Below are 21,083 nucleotides of genomic sequence, written 5' to 3' on the forward strand. Positions count from 1 at the left end.
ACCGACGCCGGGAAGACGGCTCATTTCTTCCCCGCCCCGGTCGGCTCCCGGATGTCGTCGAAGTCGACCACGTTCCACGGCCGGCCCGCGTTGCGGAACATCCGCTTGCCCCGGCGCGGGTAATCGCCCACGTCGTGATCGTTGCGTTCGCCCGCCACGATGCAGCGCAGGACCTCGTCCCCGCTGTTCTCGATCGAATGCGCGAGTCCGGCCTTGCGGTAGCCCAGGAAATCGCCCGGCCCGATCGGCAGCGCCTTGTCGCCGATATGCGCGGTACCCTGGCCCGCCAGCACGTAGACGCATTCGTCCTCGTAGTAATGTACGTGATGCTCCGTCGTCTCGTGACCCGGCTGAACCTCGATGATGTGGAAGCCCAGGCCGGTGAGCCCGGTGAGGTCGCCGAGCGACTTGTTCACCCGTTTCGCGTTGTCGTTGAGAAAGTGGGACTTCGAGAGCCCCTCCATCGCCGCGATCTCCTCGGCGGGGACAAGATAGACGTCGTCACTCATGACATGCTCCCTTCTTCGTTTCCCAAGTACCTTCGGGGGGAGACGACAAATCCGCAAGGATTTGCCGTCAGGGGGGCAGACAGCCCCCCTTTGGCGCTTGCCAGCCCGCGATCACGGGAATAATCACGCCCCATGATCGAGACATCCGCCCACGACCGCCTCCTTATCATCGATTTCGGCAGCCAGGTGACGCAGCTGATCGCGCGCCGCCTGCGCGAGCTGAACGTGTATTGCGAAATCCACCCCTACCAGAACGTGACCGACGCGTTCCTAAAGGACTTCGCGCCGAAAGCCGTGATCTTCTCCGGGGGACCGGCCAGCGTCATCGACGAAGGCTCGCCCCGGCCGCCCGAGAGCGTCTTCGACCTCGGCGTGCCGATCCTGGGGATCTGCTACGGCCAGCAGGTCATGATGCACATGCTGGGGGGCGAGGTTCTGCGCGGCCACGGCACCGCCGAATTCGGCCGCGCCTGGGTCACGCCGACCGAAGAGCGCATCGACGTGCTGAACGGCTGGTTCATGGACGGGACCGGGCGCGAACAGGTCTGGATGAGCCACGGCGACCACGTCTCGAAGATCGCGCCAGGCTTCAAGGTCTTCGGCACTTCGCCGAACGCCCCCTTCGCGATTACCGCCGATCTGGAGCGCCGCTTCTACGCCGTGCAGTTCCACCCCGAGGTGCACCACACCCCGAACGGCAAGACGCTCTACGAGAACTTCGTGCGCGATGCGGGCTTCAAGGGCGACTGGACGATGGACGCCTACCGCGATGAGGCGATCAAGAAGATTCGCGAACAGGTGGGCGATGCGCACGTGATCTGCGGCCTGTCGGGCGGCGTGGACAGCTCGGTGACGGCGGTCCTGCTCCACGAAGCGATCGGCGACCAGCTGACCTGCGTCTTCGTCGACCACGGGCTTCTCCGGCTCCACGAAGCCGAGGAAGTGGTCACGATGTTCCGCGACCATTACAACATGAAGCTGATCCACGCCGACGAGAGCGATCTCTTCCTGGGCGAACTCGAAGGCGTTTCGGACCCCGAGGAGAAGCGCAAGACGATCGGACGCCTCTTCATCGACGTGTTCCAGAAATACGCGAGTGAGATCGATGACGCCGATTTCCTGGCCCAGGGTACGCTCTACCCGGACGTGATCGAATCCGTCTCTTTCTCGGGCGGCCCGTCGGTCACGATCAAGAGCCACCACAACGTGGGCGGCCTGCCTGAGAAGATGGGGCTCAAGCTGGTCGAACCGCTGCGCGAGCTTTTCAAGGACGAGGTGCGCGCGCTGGGCCACGAACTGGGCCTGCCGGCGAGCTTCATCGGCCGCCATCCCTTCCCCGGCCCCGGCCTCGCCATCCGCTGCCCCGGCGAGATCACGCGCGACAAGCTCGACATCCTGCGCAAGGCGGATGCGGTCTACATCGACCAGATCCGCAAGCACGGGCTCTACGACGAGATCTGGCAGGCCTTCGTGGCGATCCTGCCGGTGCGCACGGTGGGCGTCATGGGCGACGGCCGGACCTACGACTACGCCTGCGCGCTGCGCGCGGTGACAAGCGTCGACGGCATGACGGCGGATTATTATCCGTTCAGCCACGATTTCCTTGGCGAGACCGCCACGCGGATCATCAACGAGGTGCAGGGCATCAACCGCGTGACCTACGACATCACCTCGAAACCCCCGGGAACCATCGAGTGGGAGTGATCCACGCCCCAGCGTGATGCCCCTTCTCTTTCGGATCTTGGAATGCGGCCAATGATTGATTTCATTGGCCGTTCGCCTTTAACGTGTGCTCATGGGCCAATCGTTTCGCGCTTGCGTTGATCCGGCTTGGCCGTCGGCAACCCGTGAAGGGCATCGTATGGCATCCCTCGACCCGCCTCTGAAACGCGTCTGGACGACCCTTCCGCCAGGATTGAGGGCAGCGCTCCGCCCTGCCCTCAAGGGCGCTGCCACCACGCTTCGAACGCTGGTCGGCGCGCAGGCCCTTGACCATGCGATCGGCCGGGTGTCCGTCCCGCATCTCACCAAGGCGAAGCTGAAACGCTCCTTCGCCCAGCAAGGTGAAGACCTGATCCTCGACCGGATTCTCACGCGTGTGCTGGGCCGGGATGTGCGGGAGCCGGGCGTCTATGTCGACGTGGGCGCCTTCGATGCCGTCGATCATTCCGTCACCTACCTGCTCTACCGCCGCGGCTGGTCGGGCGTCGTCTTCGATCCCTCGACCCGCACCCAACGGTCCTTTCGCCGCCGGCGCCCGCGCGACACCTTCGTAAACGCGGTGGTCGGGGCCGAGGACGGTGTCGAAGTCGATTTCTTCATCCCGGCGGCGTCCACCGGCGACCAGTCCCTGGTCAGCACCAAGTATCCGGATGACGCGGGCGGGTTCGACAAGGTCACCCACCGGCAAGTGAACCTGAACCATGCACTGTCGCGGGCCGGGGTGGAGAAGATCGACGTCCTCAATGTCGACGTGGAGGGCGCCGAGCTTGAAATCCTCGAAACCCTCGACTTCGACCGCTTCCGGCCCTCCGTGATCGCCGTGGAAATCCACGGTAACGACCTGGCGCGATGCCTTGAGAGCCCGGAGGCGCGGCTGATCCTGAAGCACGGCTACCAGGCCGTCGGTTCGGCCGTCATCACGCAGTTCTTCGTCCGGCGGGACGAGGTGGCATCCGACAACTGAGTCGCGGCGTTCGACGATTCGTCGACGCGCGGATTGCGCCGGACCCTCTTAGCGGTCTTGTGATTTCGCCCCGCAACCCCCGGTAGTAATCGGCAAATCACCCGACGTTCGAAAGGATATCCAGATCGGACAAATGTACAAAACTGCACAATAAATCGTCGGCCCAATAACCCATTGAGCTTTCGAAAGAAAAACGAACCAGCTATTTTGAATATATTGCGAGGTGAATTTTGGGGGCCACTCAGCCACCGCTTGAAAGCGGCATCGACGAGAGTGGCAAGCTTGGGGTCAGGACCATGGTGGTCAGAGTATTCAGGTGCCGCGCCTGCGGTCACCGCATGCGTTTGTACGGGGATCAATGCGGCGCTTGCTACGCGTTGAAGAAGCCTTATCAGAAAGTCGGACCGCTTACCGCGATGCTGGTCATCCCGGCCGTGGCCGTTCTGGGTGCGTGGATGGTCATCTGACTTGCCGCCCCGGCGCGCCCGGGGCAATGTCGCGCGCATGTCGTCTTACGAGTCCCGCAAGACCGGACCCAAGTCCGCGCCGGTCAATCCCGTCCTCGCCGCCGCCTTGTGGATGCTGGGGGCGCTCGCCTGTTTCTCGACGATGGCCGTGGCGGGGCGCGAGATCAGCCTCGACCACGACACGTTCGAGATCATGTTCTACCGCTCCTGCGTCGGCATCCTGATCGTCGCAGGCGCCATCACCGCGACCCGCCGCTGGGGCGAGATCGGGACCGGGCAGATCGGCCTGCATTTCGTGCGCAACGTGGCGCATTTTACCGGCCAGAACCTGTGGTTCTTCGCGGTGAGCGTGATCCCCCTGGCCCAGGTCTTCGCGCTCGAGTTCACCTCGCCGCTCTGGGTGCTGGCGATGTCGCCCATCTTCCTGGGCGAACGCATCACGCGGCCCCGCGCCTTCGCGGCCTTCGTGGGATTCGTGGGCATCCTCGTCGTCACGCGCCCCTTCGCGGTGACGCTGACGCCCGGCGTGCTCGCGGCCCTCGGTGCGGCCATCGGGTTCGCCGGCTCTGCCGTCTTCACGCGCAGGCTCACGCGGACCCAGACCCTTGCCGCGATCCTTTTCTTCCTCACCACGATGCAGGCGGCCTTCGGGCTCGTCATGGCCGCGATGGATGGGGACATGGCACTTCCGACCGCCGTGTCGGCCCCCTGGCTCGTCATCATCGGGTTCGCGGGGCTCATGGCCCACTTCTGCCTGACCAGCGCGCTGCGGCTCGCCCCGGCGACCGTGGTGATGCCCATCGACTTCGCGCGTCTGCCGCTCATCGCCGCGATCGGGTGGTTGCTCTACAGCGAAAAGCTTGAACTCGCGGTGGTCGCGGGGGCTGCGCTGATCCTCACGGCGAACTGGATCAACATCCGCGCCAGCGTGCGCGAAGCGCGTTGATCTTGCCCCGCCTCCGCCTGCCCGCTACCAAGCGCTGCGACCAACGAGGGACGGCATGATCTACGACACCGCACAGGACTGGCGCGCGGCCCATGCGAAGAAGGTGCTCTTCTTCGGCATGTCGGGCCTTGGCAAGACGCACCTGTCCAACATGCTGCGCGACGAGGGGGAGTGGTTCCACTACTCCGTCGACTACCGTATCGGCACCCGTTACATGGGCGAGTTGATCTCGGACAACTTCAAGCGCGAGGCGATGAAGAACCCTTTCCTGCGGGAGCTTCTGCTGACCGACAGCGTCTACATCGCCTCCAACATCACGTTCGAGAACCTCGCGCCGCTGTCGACCTACCTGGGCAAGCCCGGCGACCCGGCCAAGGGCGGCCTGCCCTTCGAGGAATACATGGAGCGCCAGGTCCAGCACCGCGATGCCGAGATCGCGGCGCTCCTCGACACCGTGCGCTTCATCGCGCGCGCCAAGTCGCTTTACGGTTACGAGAACTTCGTGTGCGATTCCGGCGGCTCGATCTGCGAGGTGGTGAATCCGGACGATCCCGACGACCCGGTGCTCACCGCGCTCTCCGACAACCTTCTCATGGTCTGGATCGAGGGCTCCGAGGCGCATACCGAAGAGCTCATCCGTCGCTTCATCCGGGCGCCCAAGCCGATGTATTACCAGCCCGAATTCCTTCAGGCCTGCTGGGACGCGTACCTCGCGGAAAAGGACGTGGCCCCCGATGCGGTCGACCCCGACGATTTCATGCGCGCGACCTATGCCAAGGCGCTGCATCACCGCCAGCCGCTCTATGCCGCGATGGCGCGCAACTGGGGCGTCACCGTCCGGGCCGACGACGTGGCCCGGGTGAAGACGCCGGCCGATGTCGAAGACCTGATCGCCAACGCCCTTGAGGCGCGCTGACCCACGGACTAAATCGAAACTTCCCGAACCGGAGCCTTACGATGCCCATCAAGATCCCCGCCGACCTGCCTGCCGCCGACGTGCTCACGCACGAGGGCGTCATGGTCATGCGGGAGAACGAGGCATCGCGCCAGGACATCCGGCCGCTGCGCATCGGGCTTCTCAACCTGATGCCCAAGAAGATCCAGACCGAGACGCAGTTCGCGCGCCTGATCGGGGCGACGCCGCTCCAGATCGAGCTCACGCTGATCCGCATGACCGAACACGCCTCGAAGAACACGCCCGAGGAGCATCTCGGCACCTTCTACCGCACCTTCCAGGAGGTGAAGGACGAGAAGTTCGACGGGCTCGTCATCACCGGCGCCCCGATCGAGCACCTGCCCTTCGAGGAAGTCACCTACTGGGACGAAATGGTCGAGGTCATGAACTGGACCCAGACCCACGTGCATTCCACCTTCGGCGTGTGCTGGGGCGGCATGGCGATGATCTATCACTTCCACGGCGTGAACAAACACATGCTGGGCGAAAAGAGCTTCGGCTGTTTTCCGCAGGAGAACCTGAAACCGAATTCGCCCTACCTGCGTGGCTTCTCGGACAGCTTCGTCATTCCCGTGAGCCGATGGACCGAGATGAAACAGGACGAAATCGACGCCGCCCCCGGCCTGACCACCCTGCTCGGCTCGCCCGAGACGGGGCCCTGCCTCGTCGAGGATCCGGGGCACCGCGCGCTCTACATCTTCAATCACTTCGAGTACGACTCGGACACGCTGAAGCAGGAATACGACCGCGACGTCGAGGCGGGCACGCCCATCGAGGTGCCGATCAACTACTATCCCGACGACGATCCCACGAAACCGCCCAAGAACCGGTGGCGCAGCCATGCCCATCTGCTCTACGGCAACTGGATCAACATGATCTACCAGTCGACGCCCTTCGATCTCGATGAAATTGGCACTTAGCGTTCTCGTCATCATCGCCGTGGCAGGCTTCGCCACGATGATCCGCGTCGAGGACCGCCGGCGCGCCGCCCATCGGGACTACCCGCCGCAGGGCCAGTTCGTCGAGGTCGACGACCATCCCGTCCATTACGTCCAGATCGGCGCCGGCCCGGACCTCGTGCTGCTGCACGGCGCCTCCGGGTCGACCCGCGACTGGATGTTCGACATCGCGCCGAAGCTGGCCGAGCGCTACCGCGTCACCATCTTCGACCGCCCCGGTCTTGGCTACACGCCGCCGCTGGCCCCCAACGACGTGACGCTGAGCGCGCAGACCGCGCTCCTGGTCGCGGCCGCCGCCAAGCTGGGCGTCGAGGCGCCGGTGGTCGCGGGCCAGAGCTTCGGCGGGGCCGTGGCGATGAACTGGGCGGTGAACCACCCCGACGCGCTCTCCGCCGTCGTCTCGATCGCGGGCGCGACGCATCCCTGGCCGGGTCCGCGCGACAAGCTCTACGCTGCACTCGCCCAACCCGTGATCGGCCCGGTGTTGTCGCACCTGATCTCGGCCTGGCTGCCCAGGAACTACTTGGCCCGGCAAATCGACGCGGTCTTCGCCCCGAACCCGATGCCTGACGGGTATGCCCGCGCCATCGCGCCCGGGATCATCCTGCTGCCCGAGCAGTTCAAGGCCAACGCCCAGCAGCGCCACGAGCTTCTTCACCACCTCGAAGAGCAGCAGAAGCGCTATGGCGAGGTCTCGGTCCCCGTCGAGGTGATCCACGGCACCGCCGATACCACCGTGGGCCTGTCCATCCACTCCGAGCCCTTGGTCGACGAGGTGCAGAACGGCAACCTCACCGTGCTGGACGGCGTGGGCCACATGCCCCACCACGTGGCACGCGACGAAACCATCGCCGCCATCGACCGCGCGGCGTTGCGCGCCGGGGTCAAATAGCCATACTGGCCGGACAGGCAACGGAGGTGCGCATGGAGCTTCCCCACAACGGGGCGATCTCGACGTTCTACAAGGAGAGCGCCCCCAAGGAGATCCGCGCGGCGATCGAGACCGCCGACAAGAATGTCGTGCTCGACCCGTCCTATCCCTACGACGACCGCATGGACAAGGACGACTACGAGGATACGCTCTACGCGCTGCAACTGGAGCTCGCCAAGCTGCAGGCGGACGTGAAGGCCACGGGCAAGCGCGTCGTGGTGGTCTTCGAGGGGCGCGACGCGGCCGGCAAGGGCGGCACGATCAAGCGCATCCGCGAGAACCTGAACCCCCGCGTCGCGCGCGTCGTGGCGCTGCCCAAACCGTCCGACCGGGAGGCCGGCGAATGGTATTTCCAACGCTATGTCAGGCACTTGCCCACCGCGGGTGAGATGGTCCTGTTCGACCGCTCCTGGTACAACCGCGGCGTGGTCGAGAAGGTCTTCGACTTCTGCACCGGCCCGCAGCGCGCCGCCTTCTTTCGCCAGTTGCCGGAGTTCGAGCACATGCTGGTCGACGAGGGCATCCACCTCGTGAAGATCTGGCTCAACGTCGGGCGTGCCGAGCAACTGCGCCGTTTCCTGAAACGTGAACATGACCCCCTAAAGCACTGGAAACTCTCGTGGATCGACGTCGAAGGGCTGAACCGCTGGCAGGCCTATTCCGACGCCATCGCGGAAACCTTCGCCAATTCGCACTTTCCCTATGCCCCCTGGACGATCATCCGGTCGGACGACAAGCGCCGCGCACGGCTCGCGGCCATCAAGACCGTCCTGCAAGGCATTGATTACCAAGGCAAACGCCACGACGTGGCCTGCGCCCCCGACCCGAAGATCGCGGGCGGGCTCGACACCTGGGAGCGCTGACTTGCCCGCAAAGAAACGCGGATATCACCATGGCAACCTGCGCCAGGCGCTGGTCGAGGCGGCCCTGACGCTGATCGAGGAAAAGGGCCCCACCGGCTTCACCCTGTCGGAGGCCGCCAAGCAGGCCGGCGTCACCCCGGCGGCGGTCTACCGCCATTTCGACGGGCGCGACGCGCTCATCGCCGAGGCCGCGCGCCAGGGCTACGAGATCTTCGCGGACCTGATGGAACATGCCTATGCCAAGGGCCAGCCCTCGGCCCTGGCCAGCTTCGAGGCCACCGGGCGCGCCTACCTGGCCTTCGCCCGCCGCTTCCCGGGCCATTACATCTCGATGTTCGAAAGCGGCATCTCGATCAATCGCTCGCCCGAACTCGCCCACGTGGCCAACCGCGCGCTCGGGGTACTCGACAAGGCGGCCAACGACCTCATGGCCGAACTGCCGCCCGAAAGGCGCCCGCCCGCGCGCATGGTCTCGGCCCATGTCTGGGCGATGAGCCACGGCGTGGTGGAACTCTTCGCCCGCGGCTCTCCCGGCACCAAGTCGCCCTTCCCGCCCGAAGACCTGCTCGAATCCGGGATCGGCGTCTACCTGCGCGGCCTCGGCCTCATCCGTTCGGACAGCTGACCGCCTTTCATCTTTCCGAAAATACGCCGGGGGGTTCGGGGGGCTGGCCCCCCGATCTTGCGTGCCGTTCGCGGGCTGGCCGCCAGCGGGACGCAGCGCGTCAAACGCGCGCTGCGAAACCCCTCACCCGAAAAGCTTGTGGCAGAGCTCGAGACCCTCGACCAACCGGTCGACCTCGGCCTCGGTGTTGTACATTCCGAAGCTCGCGCGCGCCGTGGCCGGCACACCCAGGTGTTCCATCAGCGGCTGGGCGCAATGGTGGCCCGCGCGCACCGCGATGCCCTTCTTGTCTAGGATCGTCGAGATGTCATGCGCATGGGCGCCGCCTTCGACGGTGAACGAGAAGATCGCGGCCTTGCCGGGCGCGTGGCCCTGCACGTGGAGCCAGTTGAGCCCCGCGAAGCGTTCTGCGGCGTAGCCCGCGAGCGCCTGTTCATGGGCCGCGATCCGGTCCATGCCGATGTCCATGAGGTACTCGAGCGCCGCGCCCAGCCCGATCATCTGCACGATGCCGGGGGTGCCCGCTTCGAATTTCATCGGCGGATCGTTGTAGCTCACCTCGTCGCGCGACACCTCGCGGATCATGTCGCCGCCGCCCATGAAGGGACGCATCTCGTCCATCCGGGCCCGCTTGGCGAAGATCGCGCCGGAGGCGGAGGGGCCGTAAAGCTTGTGGCCGGTGATCGCGTAGAAGTCGCAGTCGAGGTCGCTCACGTCGACCGGCATGTGCACCGCGCCCTGGCTCCCGTCGACCAGCACGGGCACGTCGCCTGCGCCCGCCTTGATGGCCTTCACGTCCACGACAGTGCCCAGCACGTTCGAGCAGTGGGTCACGGCGATCAGCTTGGTGCGCTCGGTCACGGCGGCCAGCACCTTCTCGGGCGGGATCGACCCGTCGAGATCCGGCTCCACCCAGACCAGCTTCACCCCCTGGCGTTCGCGAAGGAAGTGCCAGGGCACGATGTTGGCGTGGTGTTCGGCGACGGTGAGGACGATCTCGTCGCCCTCGCCCATCCGCGGCGCGGCCCAGCCGTAGGCGACCATGTTGATCCCCTCGGTGGTGCCGGTGTTCATGATGATCTCGTCGGCCGACGGGGCGTTGAGGAACCGCGCGATCGTCTCCCGCACCCCTTCGTAGCGCTCCGTCGACAGGTTCGACAGGAAGTGCAGGCCCCGGTGGACGTTGGAATATTCCTCGGCGTAGCCGCGCGTGACGGCGTCGATCACCGCCTTGGGCTTCTGGGCCGAAGCCCCGTTGTCGAGATAGGTGAGCGGCTGCCCGTTCACCTCCCGCGCAAGGATCGGGAAATCGGCGCGGATCTTGTCGACATCATACATCTCAAAGCTCTCCCGAAGTGAAGGCGGCGCCGACCCCGGCCAGTGCGAGCACGACCGACAGGATCGCGACCGCCACGAAACTGGTCAAAAGGATGCCCAGGAACACGCGCATGGCCGATGCGAACCCGTGCAGCTCGGCGATGAAGTGGCTCATGATCCAGAAGCCCGCAAGCCCGCCGGCCATCCACAGAAGTGCAGCCAGGCCGGGGGCGAAAAGGCTCAGGATCAGCACGCCCGACTGCACGATCAGCAGCACGAAGTTGAGCCAGATGACGGTCATGAGCCCGTCTTCGAACCGCCCGGTGCCGCCCGCGGCGCGCCCCAGCCAGTAGATCAGCAGCACGGTGATCACCGCCACCGCGGATTCGGCCAGCGCCACCGCCATCGGCATGGCGAAGACCGTGCCCTGAAGCTCCGGCGCCGGCGGAAAGATCATCGAGGACCCCACGCCGATCATCGCGCCGAAGACGAGAAGCAGGATCAGCAGTTGCCACAGGACGGCCCGCGGCAGGTCCAGCGCGAAAAGCTCGCGTGCGATCTTGCGCGGTTCGGCGATGGTCTGAAGCGCCATGCCGAACAGGTATCCGAATTCCATCTTCACGCCGCCGCCCCCGCACCGCGTTCGGCCGTCAGGAGATTGACGACCCAGTGAACCAGAAACGCCCCCAGCGCCACGGCGCCGACGGCGGTTTCGGCCGCGCCCGCGCCCACGAAGCCCGAGACCAGCCCCCAGAAAAGCCAGAGCGGCGAGGCCACGAGAAGCGCCCAGAAAAGCGCGAAACGGGCACCGAACCAGCTGCCCTGCCCGCCCATGAGGCGCGCGATCATGTGGCTGATCGCGGCGATCGCGTAGGCGGTGAGCGGCACGATGAAGAGCCAACCAAAAAGGGCCCCGCCCAGAAGCGGGTTCAGGTCCTGCCCGGTCTCCAGCGCCACGCGTTGCAGCCGGGGCGCCTGGGCCACGAAGATCAGGATACAGGCGACCATGAGAACGGCCAGCGCGCGATCCTCGCGCGCCGTATCGCCCAGGCGCCGCGCAAACACCTCGCGCGGCGCCCGGTAGGCGCGCATCATGTCACGCGCGACGGACATTTTCAGCCACGCCGCCGCAACAGCCAGCCTTCCAGCCGCTCGACCAGTTCTTCGCGGAAGCGCTCGTCCTCGACCTCTTCCATCGCCTCGGCGACGAAGGCGATGACCAGGAGGTCCATCGCGGTCTTCTCGTCGATGCCGCGGGCGCGCAGGTAGAACAGCATGTCCTTGTCGATCGCGCCGGAGGTCGACCCGTGCGAACAGGCAACGTCGTCGGCGTAGATTTCGAGCTCGGGCTTGGCGAGGAAGTTGGCCCCGTCATCCAGCAGGAGCGATTGCGATTTCTGGTAGCCGTCGGTCTTCTGCGCCCCGCGCTCCACGAGGATCTTGCCCTGGAACGTGCCGATGGCACCTTCCTGGAGCACTTTCTTGAACACCTGCCGGCTTTCGCAATTCTCCGCATCATGGCGAATGAAGACCGTATCGTCGTGGTGGAAGTCACCGTGACCAAGCGCCGCGCCGGCGACGTGGGCCGAGGCGTTGGGGCCTTCGAGGTCGACGTAGATCTCGTTGCGCGTCAGGCGGCCGTTCACCGTCAGGGTGAAGGACTTGAACAGGCTGTCTTCGTCCTGACGCACGAACATGCCGGTGACGGCGCGCCGTTCGTGGTCGCGGCCCTGCGCGCGGATATGGTGCAGGCGTCCGCCCGCGGCGATGTCGACTTCGAGCACCTTGTTGAAGCGCGCGGCGGCCGGGCCGTTCTCGAGCAGCGTCAGCTCCCCGCCCGCCTCGACGCGCACCACGTTGTGCAGGAACGCGTCCGAGGTCTCGTTCTTGTGCTGGTAGATCAGCGACACGGGCTTTTCCGCCTTGCCGGTCACTCGGATCAGCACACCGTCCGTGGCGAAAGCCGTGTTGAGCGCCGCATGCGGGCGCTCGACCGGGGTCTGGCCCCGCGTCTCGATCGCGCCGTAGATGTCCTTGGCCCAGTGGATGTCGGCCCTGGCCGCATCCTCCAGCCGCTCGATCTCGATCCCATCGACCGAGAGGTCGTCGGATTGCGCCGCGTCGAACACACCGTCGACGAAGACGATGCGCGTGCGCTCGACCGCGTCGAACACCGGGGTTTCTTCGCCGTGGTCGAAGACCGCGGCGGGTTCCGGCTCGGCCGCGTTCAGGCTCTCGGGCTTGGTGAAGCGCCAGTACTCGTCGCGGCCCGTGGGCAGGCCCATCGTCTCGAGCCGCGCGAGCGCGGTCTTGCGCGCCTCGGTGATCCAGGCGCCGCCTTCGGGCAGCGTCAGGGTCTCGAGCCGCGCGGAGAGCGCGTCACGCCGCCGGGCGAGCAGTTTTTCCTTCGCGATCGCCATCAGGCGGTCTCCATCAGGTCTGCATAACCGTTCTTCTCGACCTCGAGCGCCAGCTCGGGCCCGCCGGATTTGACGATCCGACCACCGGCCATGATGTGCACGACGTCGGGGACGATGTGGTCGAGCAGGCGCTGGTAGTGGGTGATGACGAGGAACCCGCGGTTCTCGTCACGCAGCGCGTTCACGCCGTCCGAGACAAGCTTCATCGCGTCCACGTCGAGGCCGGAGTCGGTCTCGTCGAGGATGCACATCTTGGGCTCGAGCATCGCCATCTGCAGGATCTCGTTGCGCTTCTTCTCGCCACCCGAGAAGCCCACGTTCACGGGGCGTTTCAGCATGTCGGCGTCGATCTTGAGGTCCTTGGCCTTCGCGCGCACGAACTTGAGGAAGTCGGCAGCGGACATTTCCTCCTGCCCGCGCGCCTTGCGCTGTGCGTTCACCGCGGTACGCAGGAAGGTCATGTTGCCGACGCCGGGGATTTCCACCGGGTACTGGAACGCCAGGAACATGCCCGCGGCGGCGCGCTCTTCCGGCTCGAGCTCGAGCAGGTCGATGTCGCCGAGCATCGCGGAGCCTTCCGTCACCTCGTAGCCGTCGCGACCCGACAGGACGTAGGACAGGGTCGACTTGCCCGACCCGTTGGGCCCCATGATCGCGTGGACTTCGCCCGCGGGCACCTCGAGCGTGACGCCCTTGAGGATCTGCTTGTCCTCTTCTTCCAGTTTGACGTGCAGGTTATCGATCTTAAGCATTTCCTGATCCTTATCTCGGCGCGACCGGGCCTCAGCCCACGCTGCCTTCAAGAGAGATGGCGACGAGCTGCTGCGCTTCCATCGCGAATTCCATCGGCAGCGCCTGGAGCACTTCCTTGGCAAAGCCGTTGACGATGAGCGCGACCGCTTCTTCTTCGTCCATGCCGCGCTGGCGGCAATAGAACATCTGGTCGTCGTCCACCTTGGACGTCGTCGCCTCGTGCTCGACCCGCGAGGATTGGTTCTTCACCTCGATGTAGGGCACGGTATGCGCCCCGCACTGGTCACCGATCAACAGGCTGTCGCACTGGGTGTAGTTGCGGCTGTTGGTCGCCTTCGGGTGCATCGAGACGAGCCCCCGGTAGGTGTTGTTCGACCGCCCCGCGCTGATCCCCTTGGACACGATGCGCGAACGCGTGTTCTTGCCCAGGTGGGTCATCTTGGTGCCGGTGTCGGCCTGCTGCATGTTGTTGGTGATGGCGATCGAGTAGAACTCGCCCTGGCTTTCGTCACCGCGCAGCACGCAGGACGGGTATTTCCACGTCACCGCCGAGCCGGTTTCCACCTGGGTCCACATCACCTTGGACCGGTCGCCCCGGCAATCGGCGCGCTTGGTCACGAAGTTGTAGATGCCGCCCTTGCCGTTCTCGTCACCGGGATACCAGTTCTGGACGGTGGAGTACTTCACCTCGGCATCGTCGAGGATCACGATCTCGACCACGGCCGCGTGGAGCTGCGCGATGTCGCGCTGCGGCGCCGTGCAGCCCTCGAGGTAGCTCACGTAGGCCTCGCGGTCCGCGATGATCAGCGTGCGCTCGAACTGGCCGGTGTTCTCCGCGTTGATGCGGAAATAGGTCGACAGCTCCATCGGGCAGCGCACCCCCGGCGGGATGTAGACGAAGGAGCCGTCCGAGAAGACCGCGCTGTTGAGCGTGGCATAGAAGTTGTCGGTGGGCGGAACCACGGAGCCGAGGTACTTCTTCACGAGCTCGGGATGCTCGCGGATCGCCTCGGAGATCGAGCAGAAGATGACGCCCGCTTCCTTGAGCTCCTTCTGGAAGGTCGTGCCCACGGAGACGGAGTCGAACACGGCGTCGACCGCGACCTTGCGGTCCGAATTGTCGCCGTCCGCCGGCACCTCGCCCGCGCCTTCGACACCCGCGAGGATCATCTGTTCCTTGAGCGGGATACCCAGCTTTTCATAGGTGGCGAGCAGCTTGGGATCGACCTCGTCCAGCGACTTGGGCTTGGTCTCCATGCTCTTGGGACGGGCGTAGTAGTACTGGTCCTGGAAGTCGATCTCGGGATAGTCGACCATCGCCCAGTCCGGCTCTTCCATCTGGAGCCAGCGACGATAGGCGTTCAGGCGCCACTCGGTCATCCACTCGGGCTCTTCGTTCTTCTGGCTGATGAGCCGCACGATATCTTCGGTCAGCCCCTTCGGGGCGTAATCCATCTCGATATCGGTTTCCCAGCCGTACTTGTACTTGTCGCCCAGCGATTTGACCGCATCCACGGTCTCTTTCTCGACGCCTTCCTTGACGATCGTGTGTTCGTCTTGGGCCATCCTCGCCTCTCAATCCCCGCGCCGTGCGCGGAATTTCTCGTATTCGCGAAGCCATGCATCGGCGAAGGCCGAAACATCCTCCTCTGTCGTGTCGGGCCCGAGGGACACCCGCAGCGCGCTGGCCGCTTCCGTGTCATCGTACCCCATCGCGCGAAGCACTCGGCTGGCCCGGACCTTGCCCGATGAGCAGGCAGAGCCCGCGGACACCGCAAACCCGGCCAGGTCCATCACCATCACCTGCGTCTCCCCTTTCCAGCCCGGCGTGATGAAACAGGACGTGTTGGGGAGCCTGTTCGCGTCTTTCCCGACAAAAATAGTCTCTCTTGCGGATTCTGAAAGTCTTTTTTCTAGAATATTTCTAAGTTTTGCGATCTCGGCCCATCGTCCGGCCTCCATATCGCGTGTCGCGGCCTCCGCGGCCGCACCGAAACCGGCGATTCCGACCACGTTCTCGGTCCCCGACCGACGTCCCATTTCCTGTCCGCCGCCCTTGATGCGCGCCTCCACGTCGAGCCCCCGCTTCAAAACGAGCGCGCCGATCCCTTTCGGCCCGCCGATCTTGTGCGCTGATACGAAGGCCATGTCCGCTTCGGACCAATTGAAGGCGAAGGGCAGCTTGCCGAAGGCCTGCGTGGCGTCCGTGACGGCGAGCCCGGTTGGCAGATCCTGGATCACCCCGGTCTCGGAATTGGCCACTTGCAGCGTGCTGGTGCGGGGGTCGGTGACGCTCACGCGCCCGTCGCGGTCCACCGGCAGCACCGGGTCGCACCAGGCAGATACCGCTTCGTGCTCCACGTCCGCGCAGACCATGTCGCGGCCCGCGAGCGCGAGCGCCGCGGCTTCCGTGGCAGAGGAGACGAAGACCACGTCCGCGCCTTCCGCGCCCAGGGCCGCCGCCACCTGCCGGCGCGCGCGTTCGACCAGCCCCTTGGCCGCGCGCCCCTCGCTGTGGACGGAGGACGGGTTGCCGACGAGGTCCATCGCCTCGAGCATCGCCGCCCGCGCCGGGGGCCTGAGCGGCGTCGTTGCATTGTAATCGAGATAGGTGCGCCCCACGGGCACCCCCTTTCCGCTGTCTTTGGTGTTCTGAGCGGCCTTGTTACTCTTCGTCCACCACCTGGAACAAGCTCGGAACCGCCGGACAGGGGGCCAATTCGTTCTGCACCACGTCCGAAAGCCGCGTCTGGTGCAGGAAAACATAGACATTCGCCGAGAGGCTTTCCCACAGCCGGTTGGTCATCGACTGCGCCCGCGTGCCCGATACCGCGCCCGAGGCGCCCGCCCCGGTGTGCATCGCGCTCACGGTTTCGTCGACGGCGGCAAGAATCTCGGCCACCCGAATCTCGCTCGCCGGCCGGGCCAGCACGTAGCCGCCGCCGGGTCCGCGCACGGATTTCACGAGCTCCGCGCGGCGCAGTTTCACGAACAGCTGTTCCAGATAGGCCAGCGAGATCTTCTGACGCTCGGCCAGTTCCGCCAGCGACAGGCGGGTGCCGTCGGGCTGGAGCGCGAGCTCGGCGAGCGCTACCATCGCGTAGCGCCCCTTGGTCGAAAGCTTCATTCGTCCCCCCGAAACATTGACGAAACCGCCCGGCGGCTATAGGTGACTTTTAGCCCAGTGCCGCGGCGTTCGTGCCGGGCCGTATCGCTTGTAATTTGCCCGGAAATTTCCGTCAAGAAAACCGGGTCCGTGGGAGAGTTGGACCGTCTATGCCCGAGGTGATTTTTCCCGGCCCCGAGGGCCGGCTTGAAGGCCGCTACCATCCGCAGAAGGACCGGGACGCCCCGATCGCCATCGTGCTTCATCCGCATCCGCAGTTCGGCGGGACGATGAACAACAAGGTCGTCTACAACCTGCACTACACGTTCTTCAACATGGGCTTCACCGTGCTCCGGTTCAATTTCCGGGGCGTGGGGCGCAGCCAGGGGGAATACGACCAGGGCGTGGGCGAGCTGTCCGATGCGGCCTCCGCGCTCGATTACCTCCAGTCGATGAACCAGAACGCGAAGCATTGCTGGGTCGCCGGCTTCAGCTTCGGCGCTTGGATCGGGATGCAGCTTCTCATGCGTCGCCCCGAGATCACCGGCTTCGTGTCTGTGAGCCCGCCGGCGAACATGTACGACTTCTCGTTCCTCGCCCCCTGCCCGTCTTCTGGCCTGATCATCAACGGCAGCGGCGACCGGGTCGCCCCGCCGGCCGATACCCACGCGCTCGTCGACAAGCTGCACGAGCAGAAGGGCATCACCATCACCCATAACGAGATCGAGGGCGCCGGACACTTCTACGAAGGCGATCACATGGACACCATGCTTGCCTCCGTGGACGAATACGTCCGCCGCCGCCTGACGGAATCCACGCGCTGAGGATCACATCATGCAACTCATCGACGACGTCGCGGACCGGGTCGCCATCGAGGTTCTGAAACTCGTGGACGAGACCGGCAACCAGGACATCATCGAAGAGGTGAAGAAGGTGATCGGCACTTCGTCCCAGACGCTCGAAGAGGCCTACATGACCGCCGTGCGCGTGCGTCGGGCCGAGGCGCGGGCGATGGACCTGCTGGAGACTCTGCGCGCCGGACGGGGCTGAGACGATGGCGCGCCGCGGTGCGCTCGCCCGGATTTTCCTGCGCCAGCTCACCTACGGGGGCAACGACGGCATCGTCACCACCTTTGCCATCGTCGCCGGCTTCGCCGGGGCCGAGGCGCAGGGGACCGCAGGCATCGCTTCGGTCGCCGTGCTGGTCTTCGGGGTGGCGAACCTGATCGCCGACGCGGCCTCGATGGGGCTTGGCGAGTTTCTCTCCGACCGCTCCACCCGCGCGCTCTACCGTGACCGCACCGCGAAGCTGCGCGACGAAGGCCCGGCCGTGGCGGAGCGCGAACTGGTCGCGACGCTCACCGCGCAGGGGCTTGATACCGAGACCGCCCAACGCGCGGCGGCGGCCATCGCGACAGATCCGCATCTCGCCGCCGACGTGACCTTGCGTTACAGCGCCGAGGCCGAGGCGCCGGGCGCGGCACGCCCGCTTCTGCGCGGCACGGTGACCTTCTCGTCCTTCGTGGTGTTCGGACTGATCCCGATCATCCCCTTCTTCGTGGCCCCCGATCACCCGTCGACCTTCATGGTCTCGGCCGTGGCGACGCTCGCCGCGCTCACCCTGCTGGGGGCCCTGCGCTGGCGCACCACGCACGAGCACGCGCTGCGTGCCATCGGCGAAACCGTCATCCTGGGCGGCTTCTGCGCCGCGCTCGCCTATGGGGCGGGCAACGTGATGGCCGGTTTCGGCGGCGGCTGAAACGGGCTCAGAGCTTGTAGACCTCGGAAAACTTGGCCTCGAGATAATCGAGCAGCGGCCCCTCGCTTGGCGCGACGCCGCCACAGGCACGGGTGATCACCTCGCGCGGCTCGTAGAGCCCGCCATGACGCTGGAGGTTCTCGGCCAGCCAGCCCGTCGCGGGGCGCGGGTTTCCTTCCGCCAGCGAGGCGTCCACGTCCGGCACCGCGTTGCGCAGGGCTTTCATGAGGCAGCCGGCATAGACGTTGCCCAGGCTGTAGGTCGGGAAGTAGCCGAACAGCCCCACCGACCAGTGCACATCCTGCAGGCAGCCGTTCGCGGGCTTGTCGACCTTCACGCCGAAATCCGCCTCGAACCGGGCATTCCACGCCTCTTCGAGGTCCGCAGGCGCGAGCTTGCCGGCGATCATGTCGCGCTCCAGGTCGAAGCGCAGAAGGACGTGGAGGTTATATTGCACCTCGTCCGATTCCGTCCGGATGAACCCCTGCGTGACACGGTTCACCGCGCCGTGGAACGCATCGGCATCGGCCACGGGCAACGGGCCGAACACCTCCTGCATCCGGCCGTGCAGCCAGCCCGTGAAGGCGCGCGAGCGGCCAAGCTGGTTCTCGAAGATCCGGCTCTGGCTTTCGTGCACGCCCATCGACACGCCCTGGCCCAGCGGCGTGAGCAGGTAGTCGCGGTCGATATTCTGCTCGCAGCAGGCATGCCCGACCTCGTGGACCGTCGAGTAGATCGATCCGAAGGGGTCGGTGGCACTGGTGCGCGTGGTGATGCGCACGTCGAGCCCGGAGCCCGACGAGAACGGATGAACCGCCTTGTCGATGCGCCCGTGTTCCATGTCGTAGCCGAACGCCCGCGCGATTTCCTGCGTGAGCTCCATCTGGCGCGACTCGTCGAACGTGCCGCTGAGCGGCGCGGGCTGATGATCGGCCCCCATCACCCGGTCGCGCAGCGCGACAAGCCGGGGACGCAGCGCGTCGAACATCGCCTCGAGCTCGGTCGCCGTGGCGCCCGGCTCGAAATCGTCGAGCAGCGCGTCGTAGGGGTCGCCACCCGAGGCAAGCGCCTGCGCCTCGGCGCGCTTGAGCTCCACCACTTTCGCAAGAACCGGCGCGAAGGCCTTGAAATCGTTGGCTGCGCGGGCTTCGGCCCAGCTGCGCTGCGCTGACGAGGTGACGCGCGCGATTTCACCGGCGAGCTTCACGGGCACGCGGTTCGTGCGGTCGAACGCGCGCTGGATGTGGCGCAGGTTCGCACGTCCCACCGGGTCGAGCGTCTCGGCGTCGATCTCTGCCAGCCATTCTCCGACGCGCGGATCGGTGCGCCGGGCGTGGAGCACGTGCTCCATCGCTTCGCTTTCCTCGGCACGCTGGGGACTCGCCCCGCGCGGCATCACCGTTTCCTGGTCCCAGCTCAGGCGCCCGGCCACCTGGGCCAGCGCCTGGGTCTGGCGTTCGTAGTCCATCAGGTCATCGAAATGCGACATGTCAGCCCCGCACCGATTGCGCCGTCGGGTAGCCCGCGCGGTAGCGGGCCATGATGATCAGCGCGAAGGTCAGGATCGCGCCGGCCTGGTGCACGATGGCGTATTCAAGCTGGGCGCCCTGCATCACCGTCACGATGCCGATCACCATCTGCACCAGCACCATCGCGCTGGCGAGCGTGAAGGCGGTCCGGGTCGTGCGGTTGGCCGCGCGCCGGCCGCGGAAGAACGCCCCGATTGCGAAGAGCGCCAGCAGGTAGCCCGCGATCCGGTGCATGAACTGCACGAGCCCCGGGTTCTCGAAGAAGTTGCGCCAGGCGGGCTCCAGGTCGAAGGCATAGGGCGGGAAGAACTGCCCCGCCATCAGCGGCCAGTCGATATAGCTGCGCCCCGCGTCGATCCCGGCGACAAGCGCGCCGAGGATGATCTGCAGGAACGCAAGATGCATGAGCCCGGTGCCCATTCCGAACAGAGACCGCTCGCGCAGGCGCCGCGCCTGCATGACGTCCGCCTCTGACCGGCTCAGAAGCAGGATGCACCATAGAATGAGCCCCAGTATCGAGAAGGCGAGACCGAGGTGCGTGGCAAGGCGGTAGGAGGCCACGTCGACCCGGTCGCCCTGCAGGCCCGAGTGCACCATCCACCAGCCGACCGCGCCCTGCACGCCGATGAGCGCGCCGATCGTGAAAAGCCGGCCGGTCCAGCCGCCCGGGATGCGCTTGGACAGCCAGAAATAGAGGAAGCCCGCGATCCAGAAGAGACCGATGAACCGGCCCAGCTGCCGGTGGCCCCATTCCCACCAGTAGATCGTCTTGAACTCCGACAGGCTCATCCCCTCGTTCTGGAGGCGATATTCCGGGCTTGCGCGGTACTTCTCGAACTCTGTCGCCCAATCCTCGGCGTTCATCGGGGGAACGGTGCCCGACACCAGGTTCCATTCGGTGATCGACAGACCGCTGTCGGTGAGCCGGGTGAGCCCGCCCACCAGGACCATCACGCAGACCAAAGCGAAGAGCCCGATCAGCCACGCCCGGATCGCCCGGCGTGCGCCGCGTCCGGCGCCCTTCTCGATCATCCCCGTGGCCCGGGCTTTCCTGGGCCCCGCGCCCTCTTCGACCTCTTCGAAAATACTGCGACCTGGCTGGGCCATTCCTATCCTCATGCGTGGTTTCGCCGGACTATCGGGGAACACCCGGAAAATGCCAAGGCGGAATGCCTCTTTTCCGAGCGTCAAAAGGACGCTTCCGATTGCACCCAATAGCTGGTTGTTGGTATAGGTAACGAAACAAAATGTGGTGAAC

Annotated in this window: 22 protein-coding genes; 11 read left to right on the forward strand and 11 right to left on the reverse strand. The window is 65.7% G+C overall.

What is annotated here, in order from left to right:
- Nucleotides 1–20: 20 nt before the first annotated feature.
- A complete protein-coding gene (locus GQE99_RS09580) occupies nt 21–509 on the reverse strand; it encodes a cupin domain-containing protein (protein ID WP_161351363.1) in 489 nt (162 codons plus the stop codon).
- A gap of 132 nt (nt 510–641) precedes the next feature.
- Here GQE99_RS09580 and guaA point away from each other — a divergent pair, with 132 nt between their 5' ends.
- The 8 genes from guaA to GQE99_RS09620 all read left to right on the forward strand — a co-directional run bounded on the left by guaA (nt 642) and on the right by GQE99_RS09620 (nt 8,941).
- On the forward strand, nt 642–2,213 hold the full coding sequence (gene guaA / locus GQE99_RS09585; protein WP_161351364.1) for a glutamine-hydrolyzing GMP synthase: 1,572 nt from the start codon (nt 642–644) through the stop codon (nt 2,211–2,213).
- Nucleotides 2,214–2,424: 211 nt separating this feature from the next.
- Nucleotides 2,425–3,195 (forward strand): FkbM family methyltransferase, encoded by a 771-nt coding sequence (locus GQE99_RS09590; protein ID WP_161351365.1) that lies wholly within the window; start codon nt 2,425–2,427, stop codon nt 3,193–3,195.
- Nucleotides 3,196–3,699: 504 nt separating this feature from the next.
- Entirely contained in the window at nt 3,700–4,608 is a 909-nt protein-coding gene (locus GQE99_RS09595; RefSeq protein ID WP_161351366.1) for a DMT family transporter, read from the forward strand.
- A 55-nt stretch (nt 4,609–4,663) separates the two neighbouring features.
- Nucleotides 4,664–5,524, forward strand: a complete 861-nt coding sequence (locus tag GQE99_RS09600) for an ATPase (protein WP_161351367.1) — start codon at nt 4,664–4,666, stop codon at nt 5,522–5,524.
- Nucleotides 5,525–5,565: 41 nt separating this feature from the next.
- Complete coding sequence (gene metA / locus GQE99_RS09605) at nt 5,566–6,483, forward strand: homoserine O-acetyltransferase MetA (protein ID WP_161351368.1); 918 nt, start codon at nt 5,566–5,568, stop codon at nt 6,481–6,483.
- Nucleotides 6,467–7,414, forward strand: a complete 948-nt coding sequence (locus GQE99_RS09610) for an alpha/beta fold hydrolase (RefSeq protein WP_161351369.1) — start codon at nt 6,467–6,469, stop codon at nt 7,412–7,414. The genes metA and GQE99_RS09610 overlap by 17 nt, the downstream gene beginning before the upstream one ends.
- A 32-nt stretch (nt 7,415–7,446) precedes the next feature.
- Complete coding sequence (gene ppk2 / locus GQE99_RS09615; protein WP_161351370.1) at nt 7,447–8,316, forward strand: polyphosphate kinase 2; 870 nt, start codon at nt 7,447–7,449, stop codon at nt 8,314–8,316.
- Nucleotide 8,317: 1 nt separating this feature from the next.
- Nucleotides 8,318–8,941 (forward strand): TetR/AcrR family transcriptional regulator, encoded by a 624-nt coding sequence (locus tag GQE99_RS09620; protein WP_161351371.1) that lies wholly within the window; start codon nt 8,318–8,320, stop codon nt 8,939–8,941.
- Nucleotides 8,942–9,064: 123 nt separating this feature from the next.
- On the opposite strand, the gene GQE99_RS09625 is transcribed toward GQE99_RS09620, so the two are convergent.
- Genes GQE99_RS09625 through iscR form a run of 8 tightly spaced genes read right to left on the reverse strand, consistent with a single transcriptional unit; the run spans nt 9,065 to nt 16,558 of the window.
- Nucleotides 9,065–10,279 (reverse strand): cysteine desulfurase, encoded by a 1,215-nt coding sequence (locus GQE99_RS09625; RefSeq protein ID WP_161351372.1) that lies wholly within the window; start codon nt 10,277–10,279, stop codon nt 9,065–9,067.
- A 1-nt stretch (nt 10,280) separates the two neighbouring features.
- Nucleotides 10,281–10,874 (reverse strand): Yip1 family protein, encoded by a 594-nt coding sequence (locus GQE99_RS09630; protein WP_235917186.1) that lies wholly within the window; start codon nt 10,872–10,874, stop codon nt 10,281–10,283.
- A 2-nt stretch (nt 10,875–10,876) separates the two neighbouring features.
- Nucleotides 10,877–11,371 carry a YIP1 family protein gene (locus GQE99_RS09635; RefSeq protein ID WP_161351374.1) on the reverse strand — a complete coding sequence of 165 codons (495 nt, stop codon included), beginning with the start codon at nt 11,369–11,371 and terminating at the stop codon, nt 10,877–10,879.
- A 2-nt stretch (nt 11,372–11,373) separates the two neighbouring features.
- A complete protein-coding gene (gene sufD, locus GQE99_RS09640; RefSeq protein ID WP_161351375.1) occupies nt 11,374–12,678 on the reverse strand; it encodes a Fe-S cluster assembly protein SufD in 1,305 nt (434 codons plus the stop codon).
- Nucleotides 12,678–13,430 (reverse strand): Fe-S cluster assembly ATPase SufC, encoded by a 753-nt coding sequence (gene sufC, locus GQE99_RS09645; protein ID WP_161351376.1) that lies wholly within the window; start codon nt 13,428–13,430, stop codon nt 12,678–12,680. Before sufC ends, sufD begins: the two co-directional genes overlap by 1 nt.
- A 31-nt stretch (nt 13,431–13,461) precedes the next feature.
- On the reverse strand, nt 13,462–14,997 hold the full coding sequence (gene sufB, locus GQE99_RS09650) for a Fe-S cluster assembly protein SufB (protein WP_161351377.1): 1,536 nt from the start codon (nt 14,995–14,997) through the stop codon (nt 13,462–13,464).
- Between the two features lie 9 nt (nt 14,998–15,006).
- On the reverse strand, nt 15,007–16,053 hold the full coding sequence (locus GQE99_RS09655; RefSeq protein WP_161351378.1) for a cysteine desulfurase family protein: 1,047 nt from the start codon (nt 16,051–16,053) through the stop codon (nt 15,007–15,009).
- Between the two features lie 43 nt (nt 16,054–16,096).
- A complete protein-coding gene (gene iscR / locus GQE99_RS09660; RefSeq protein ID WP_161351379.1) occupies nt 16,097–16,558 on the reverse strand; it encodes a Fe-S cluster assembly transcriptional regulator IscR in 462 nt (153 codons plus the stop codon).
- 149 nt (nt 16,559–16,707) lie between these two features.
- Here iscR and GQE99_RS09665 point away from each other — a divergent pair, with 149 nt between their 5' ends.
- The 3 genes from GQE99_RS09665 to GQE99_RS09675 are packed head-to-tail and all read left to right on the forward strand — an operon-like array spanning nt 16,708 to nt 18,296.
- Nucleotides 16,708–17,361: an alpha/beta hydrolase gene (locus GQE99_RS09665; RefSeq protein ID WP_161351380.1), complete on the forward strand. Its 654-nt coding sequence runs from the start codon at nt 16,708–16,710 to the stop codon at nt 17,359–17,361.
- Between the two features lie 10 nt (nt 17,362–17,371).
- Nucleotides 17,372–17,587, forward strand: coding sequence for a hypothetical protein (locus tag GQE99_RS09670; protein ID WP_161351381.1), 216 nt, complete (start codon nt 17,372–17,374; stop codon nt 17,585–17,587).
- 4 nt (nt 17,588–17,591) lie between these two features.
- Nucleotides 17,592–18,296, forward strand: coding sequence for a VIT1/CCC1 transporter family protein (locus GQE99_RS09675; RefSeq protein ID WP_161351382.1), 705 nt, complete (start codon nt 17,592–17,594; stop codon nt 18,294–18,296).
- Between the two features lie 7 nt (nt 18,297–18,303).
- Here the strand turns inward: GQE99_RS09675 and GQE99_RS09680 are convergent, their stop codons facing one another.
- The gene (locus GQE99_RS09680; protein ID WP_161351383.1) at nt 18,304–19,785 is read right to left on the reverse strand and encodes a carboxypeptidase M32; all 1,482 of its coding nucleotides are present in this window, start codon (nt 19,783–19,785) and stop codon (nt 18,304–18,306) included.
- A 1-nt stretch (nt 19,786) separates the two neighbouring features.
- Nucleotides 19,787–20,932, reverse strand: a complete 1,146-nt coding sequence (ctaA, locus tag GQE99_RS09685; RefSeq protein ID WP_161351384.1) for a heme A synthase — start codon at nt 20,930–20,932, stop codon at nt 19,787–19,789.
- Nucleotides 20,933–21,083: the final 151 nt, after the last annotated feature.

The organism is Maritimibacter harenae, assembly GCF_009882975.1.
Classification (GTDB): domain Bacteria; phylum Pseudomonadota; class Alphaproteobacteria; order Rhodobacterales; family Rhodobacteraceae; genus Maritimibacter; species Maritimibacter harenae.

What these genes read in the sequence shown, in the direction of transcription:
- GQE99_RS09580 (WP_161351363.1), bottom strand. Translation starts at nt 509, where the DNA reads ATGAGTGACGACGTCTATCTTGTCCCCGCCGAGGAGATCGCGGCGATG.
- guaA (WP_161351364.1), top strand. Translation starts at nt 642, where the DNA reads ATGATCGAGACATCCGCCCACGACCGCCTCCTTATCATCGATTTCGGC.
- GQE99_RS09595 (WP_161351366.1), top strand. Translation starts at nt 3,700, where the DNA reads ATGTCGTCTTACGAGTCCCGCAAGACCGGACCCAAGTCCGCGCCGGTC.
- GQE99_RS09600 (WP_161351367.1), top strand. Translation starts at nt 4,664, where the DNA reads ATGATCTACGACACCGCACAGGACTGGCGCGCGGCCCATGCGAAGAAG.
- metA (WP_161351368.1), top strand. Translation starts at nt 5,566, where the DNA reads ATGCCCATCAAGATCCCCGCCGACCTGCCTGCCGCCGACGTGCTCACG.
- GQE99_RS09610 (WP_161351369.1), top strand. Translation starts at nt 6,467, where the DNA reads ATGAAATTGGCACTTAGCGTTCTCGTCATCATCGCCGTGGCAGGCTTC.
- ppk2 (WP_161351370.1), top strand. Translation starts at nt 7,447, where the DNA reads ATGGAGCTTCCCCACAACGGGGCGATCTCGACGTTCTACAAGGAGAGC.
- GQE99_RS09625 (WP_161351372.1), bottom strand. Translation starts at nt 10,279, where the DNA reads ATGTATGATGTCGACAAGATCCGCGCCGATTTCCCGATCCTTGCGCGG.
- GQE99_RS09630 (WP_235917186.1), bottom strand. Translation starts at nt 10,874, where the DNA reads ATGGAATTCGGATACCTGTTCGGCATGGCGCTTCAGACCATCGCCGAA.
- GQE99_RS09635 (WP_161351374.1), bottom strand. Translation starts at nt 11,371, where the DNA reads ATGTCCGTCGCGCGTGACATGATGCGCGCCTACCGGGCGCCGCGCGAG.
- sufD (WP_161351375.1), bottom strand. Translation starts at nt 12,678, where the DNA reads ATGGCGATCGCGAAGGAAAAACTGCTCGCCCGGCGGCGTGACGCGCTC.
- sufC (WP_161351376.1), bottom strand. Translation starts at nt 13,430, where the DNA reads ATGCTTAAGATCGATAACCTGCACGTCAAACTGGAAGAAGAGGACAAG.
- sufB (WP_161351377.1), bottom strand. Translation starts at nt 14,997, where the DNA reads ATGGCCCAAGACGAACACACGATCGTCAAGGAAGGCGTCGAGAAAGAG.
- iscR (WP_161351379.1), bottom strand. Translation starts at nt 16,558, where the DNA reads ATGAAGCTTTCGACCAAGGGGCGCTACGCGATGGTAGCGCTCGCCGAG.
- GQE99_RS09665 (WP_161351380.1), top strand. Translation starts at nt 16,708, where the DNA reads ATGCCCGAGGTGATTTTTCCCGGCCCCGAGGGCCGGCTTGAAGGCCGC.
- GQE99_RS09670 (WP_161351381.1), top strand. Translation starts at nt 17,372, where the DNA reads ATGCAACTCATCGACGACGTCGCGGACCGGGTCGCCATCGAGGTTCTG.
- GQE99_RS09675 (WP_161351382.1), top strand. Translation starts at nt 17,592, where the DNA reads ATGGCGCGCCGCGGTGCGCTCGCCCGGATTTTCCTGCGCCAGCTCACC.
- GQE99_RS09680 (WP_161351383.1), bottom strand. Translation starts at nt 19,785, where the DNA reads ATGTCGCATTTCGATGACCTGATGGACTACGAACGCCAGACCCAGGCG.
- ctaA (WP_161351384.1), bottom strand. Translation starts at nt 20,932, where the DNA reads ATGGCCCAGCCAGGTCGCAGTATTTTCGAAGAGGTCGAAGAGGGCGCG.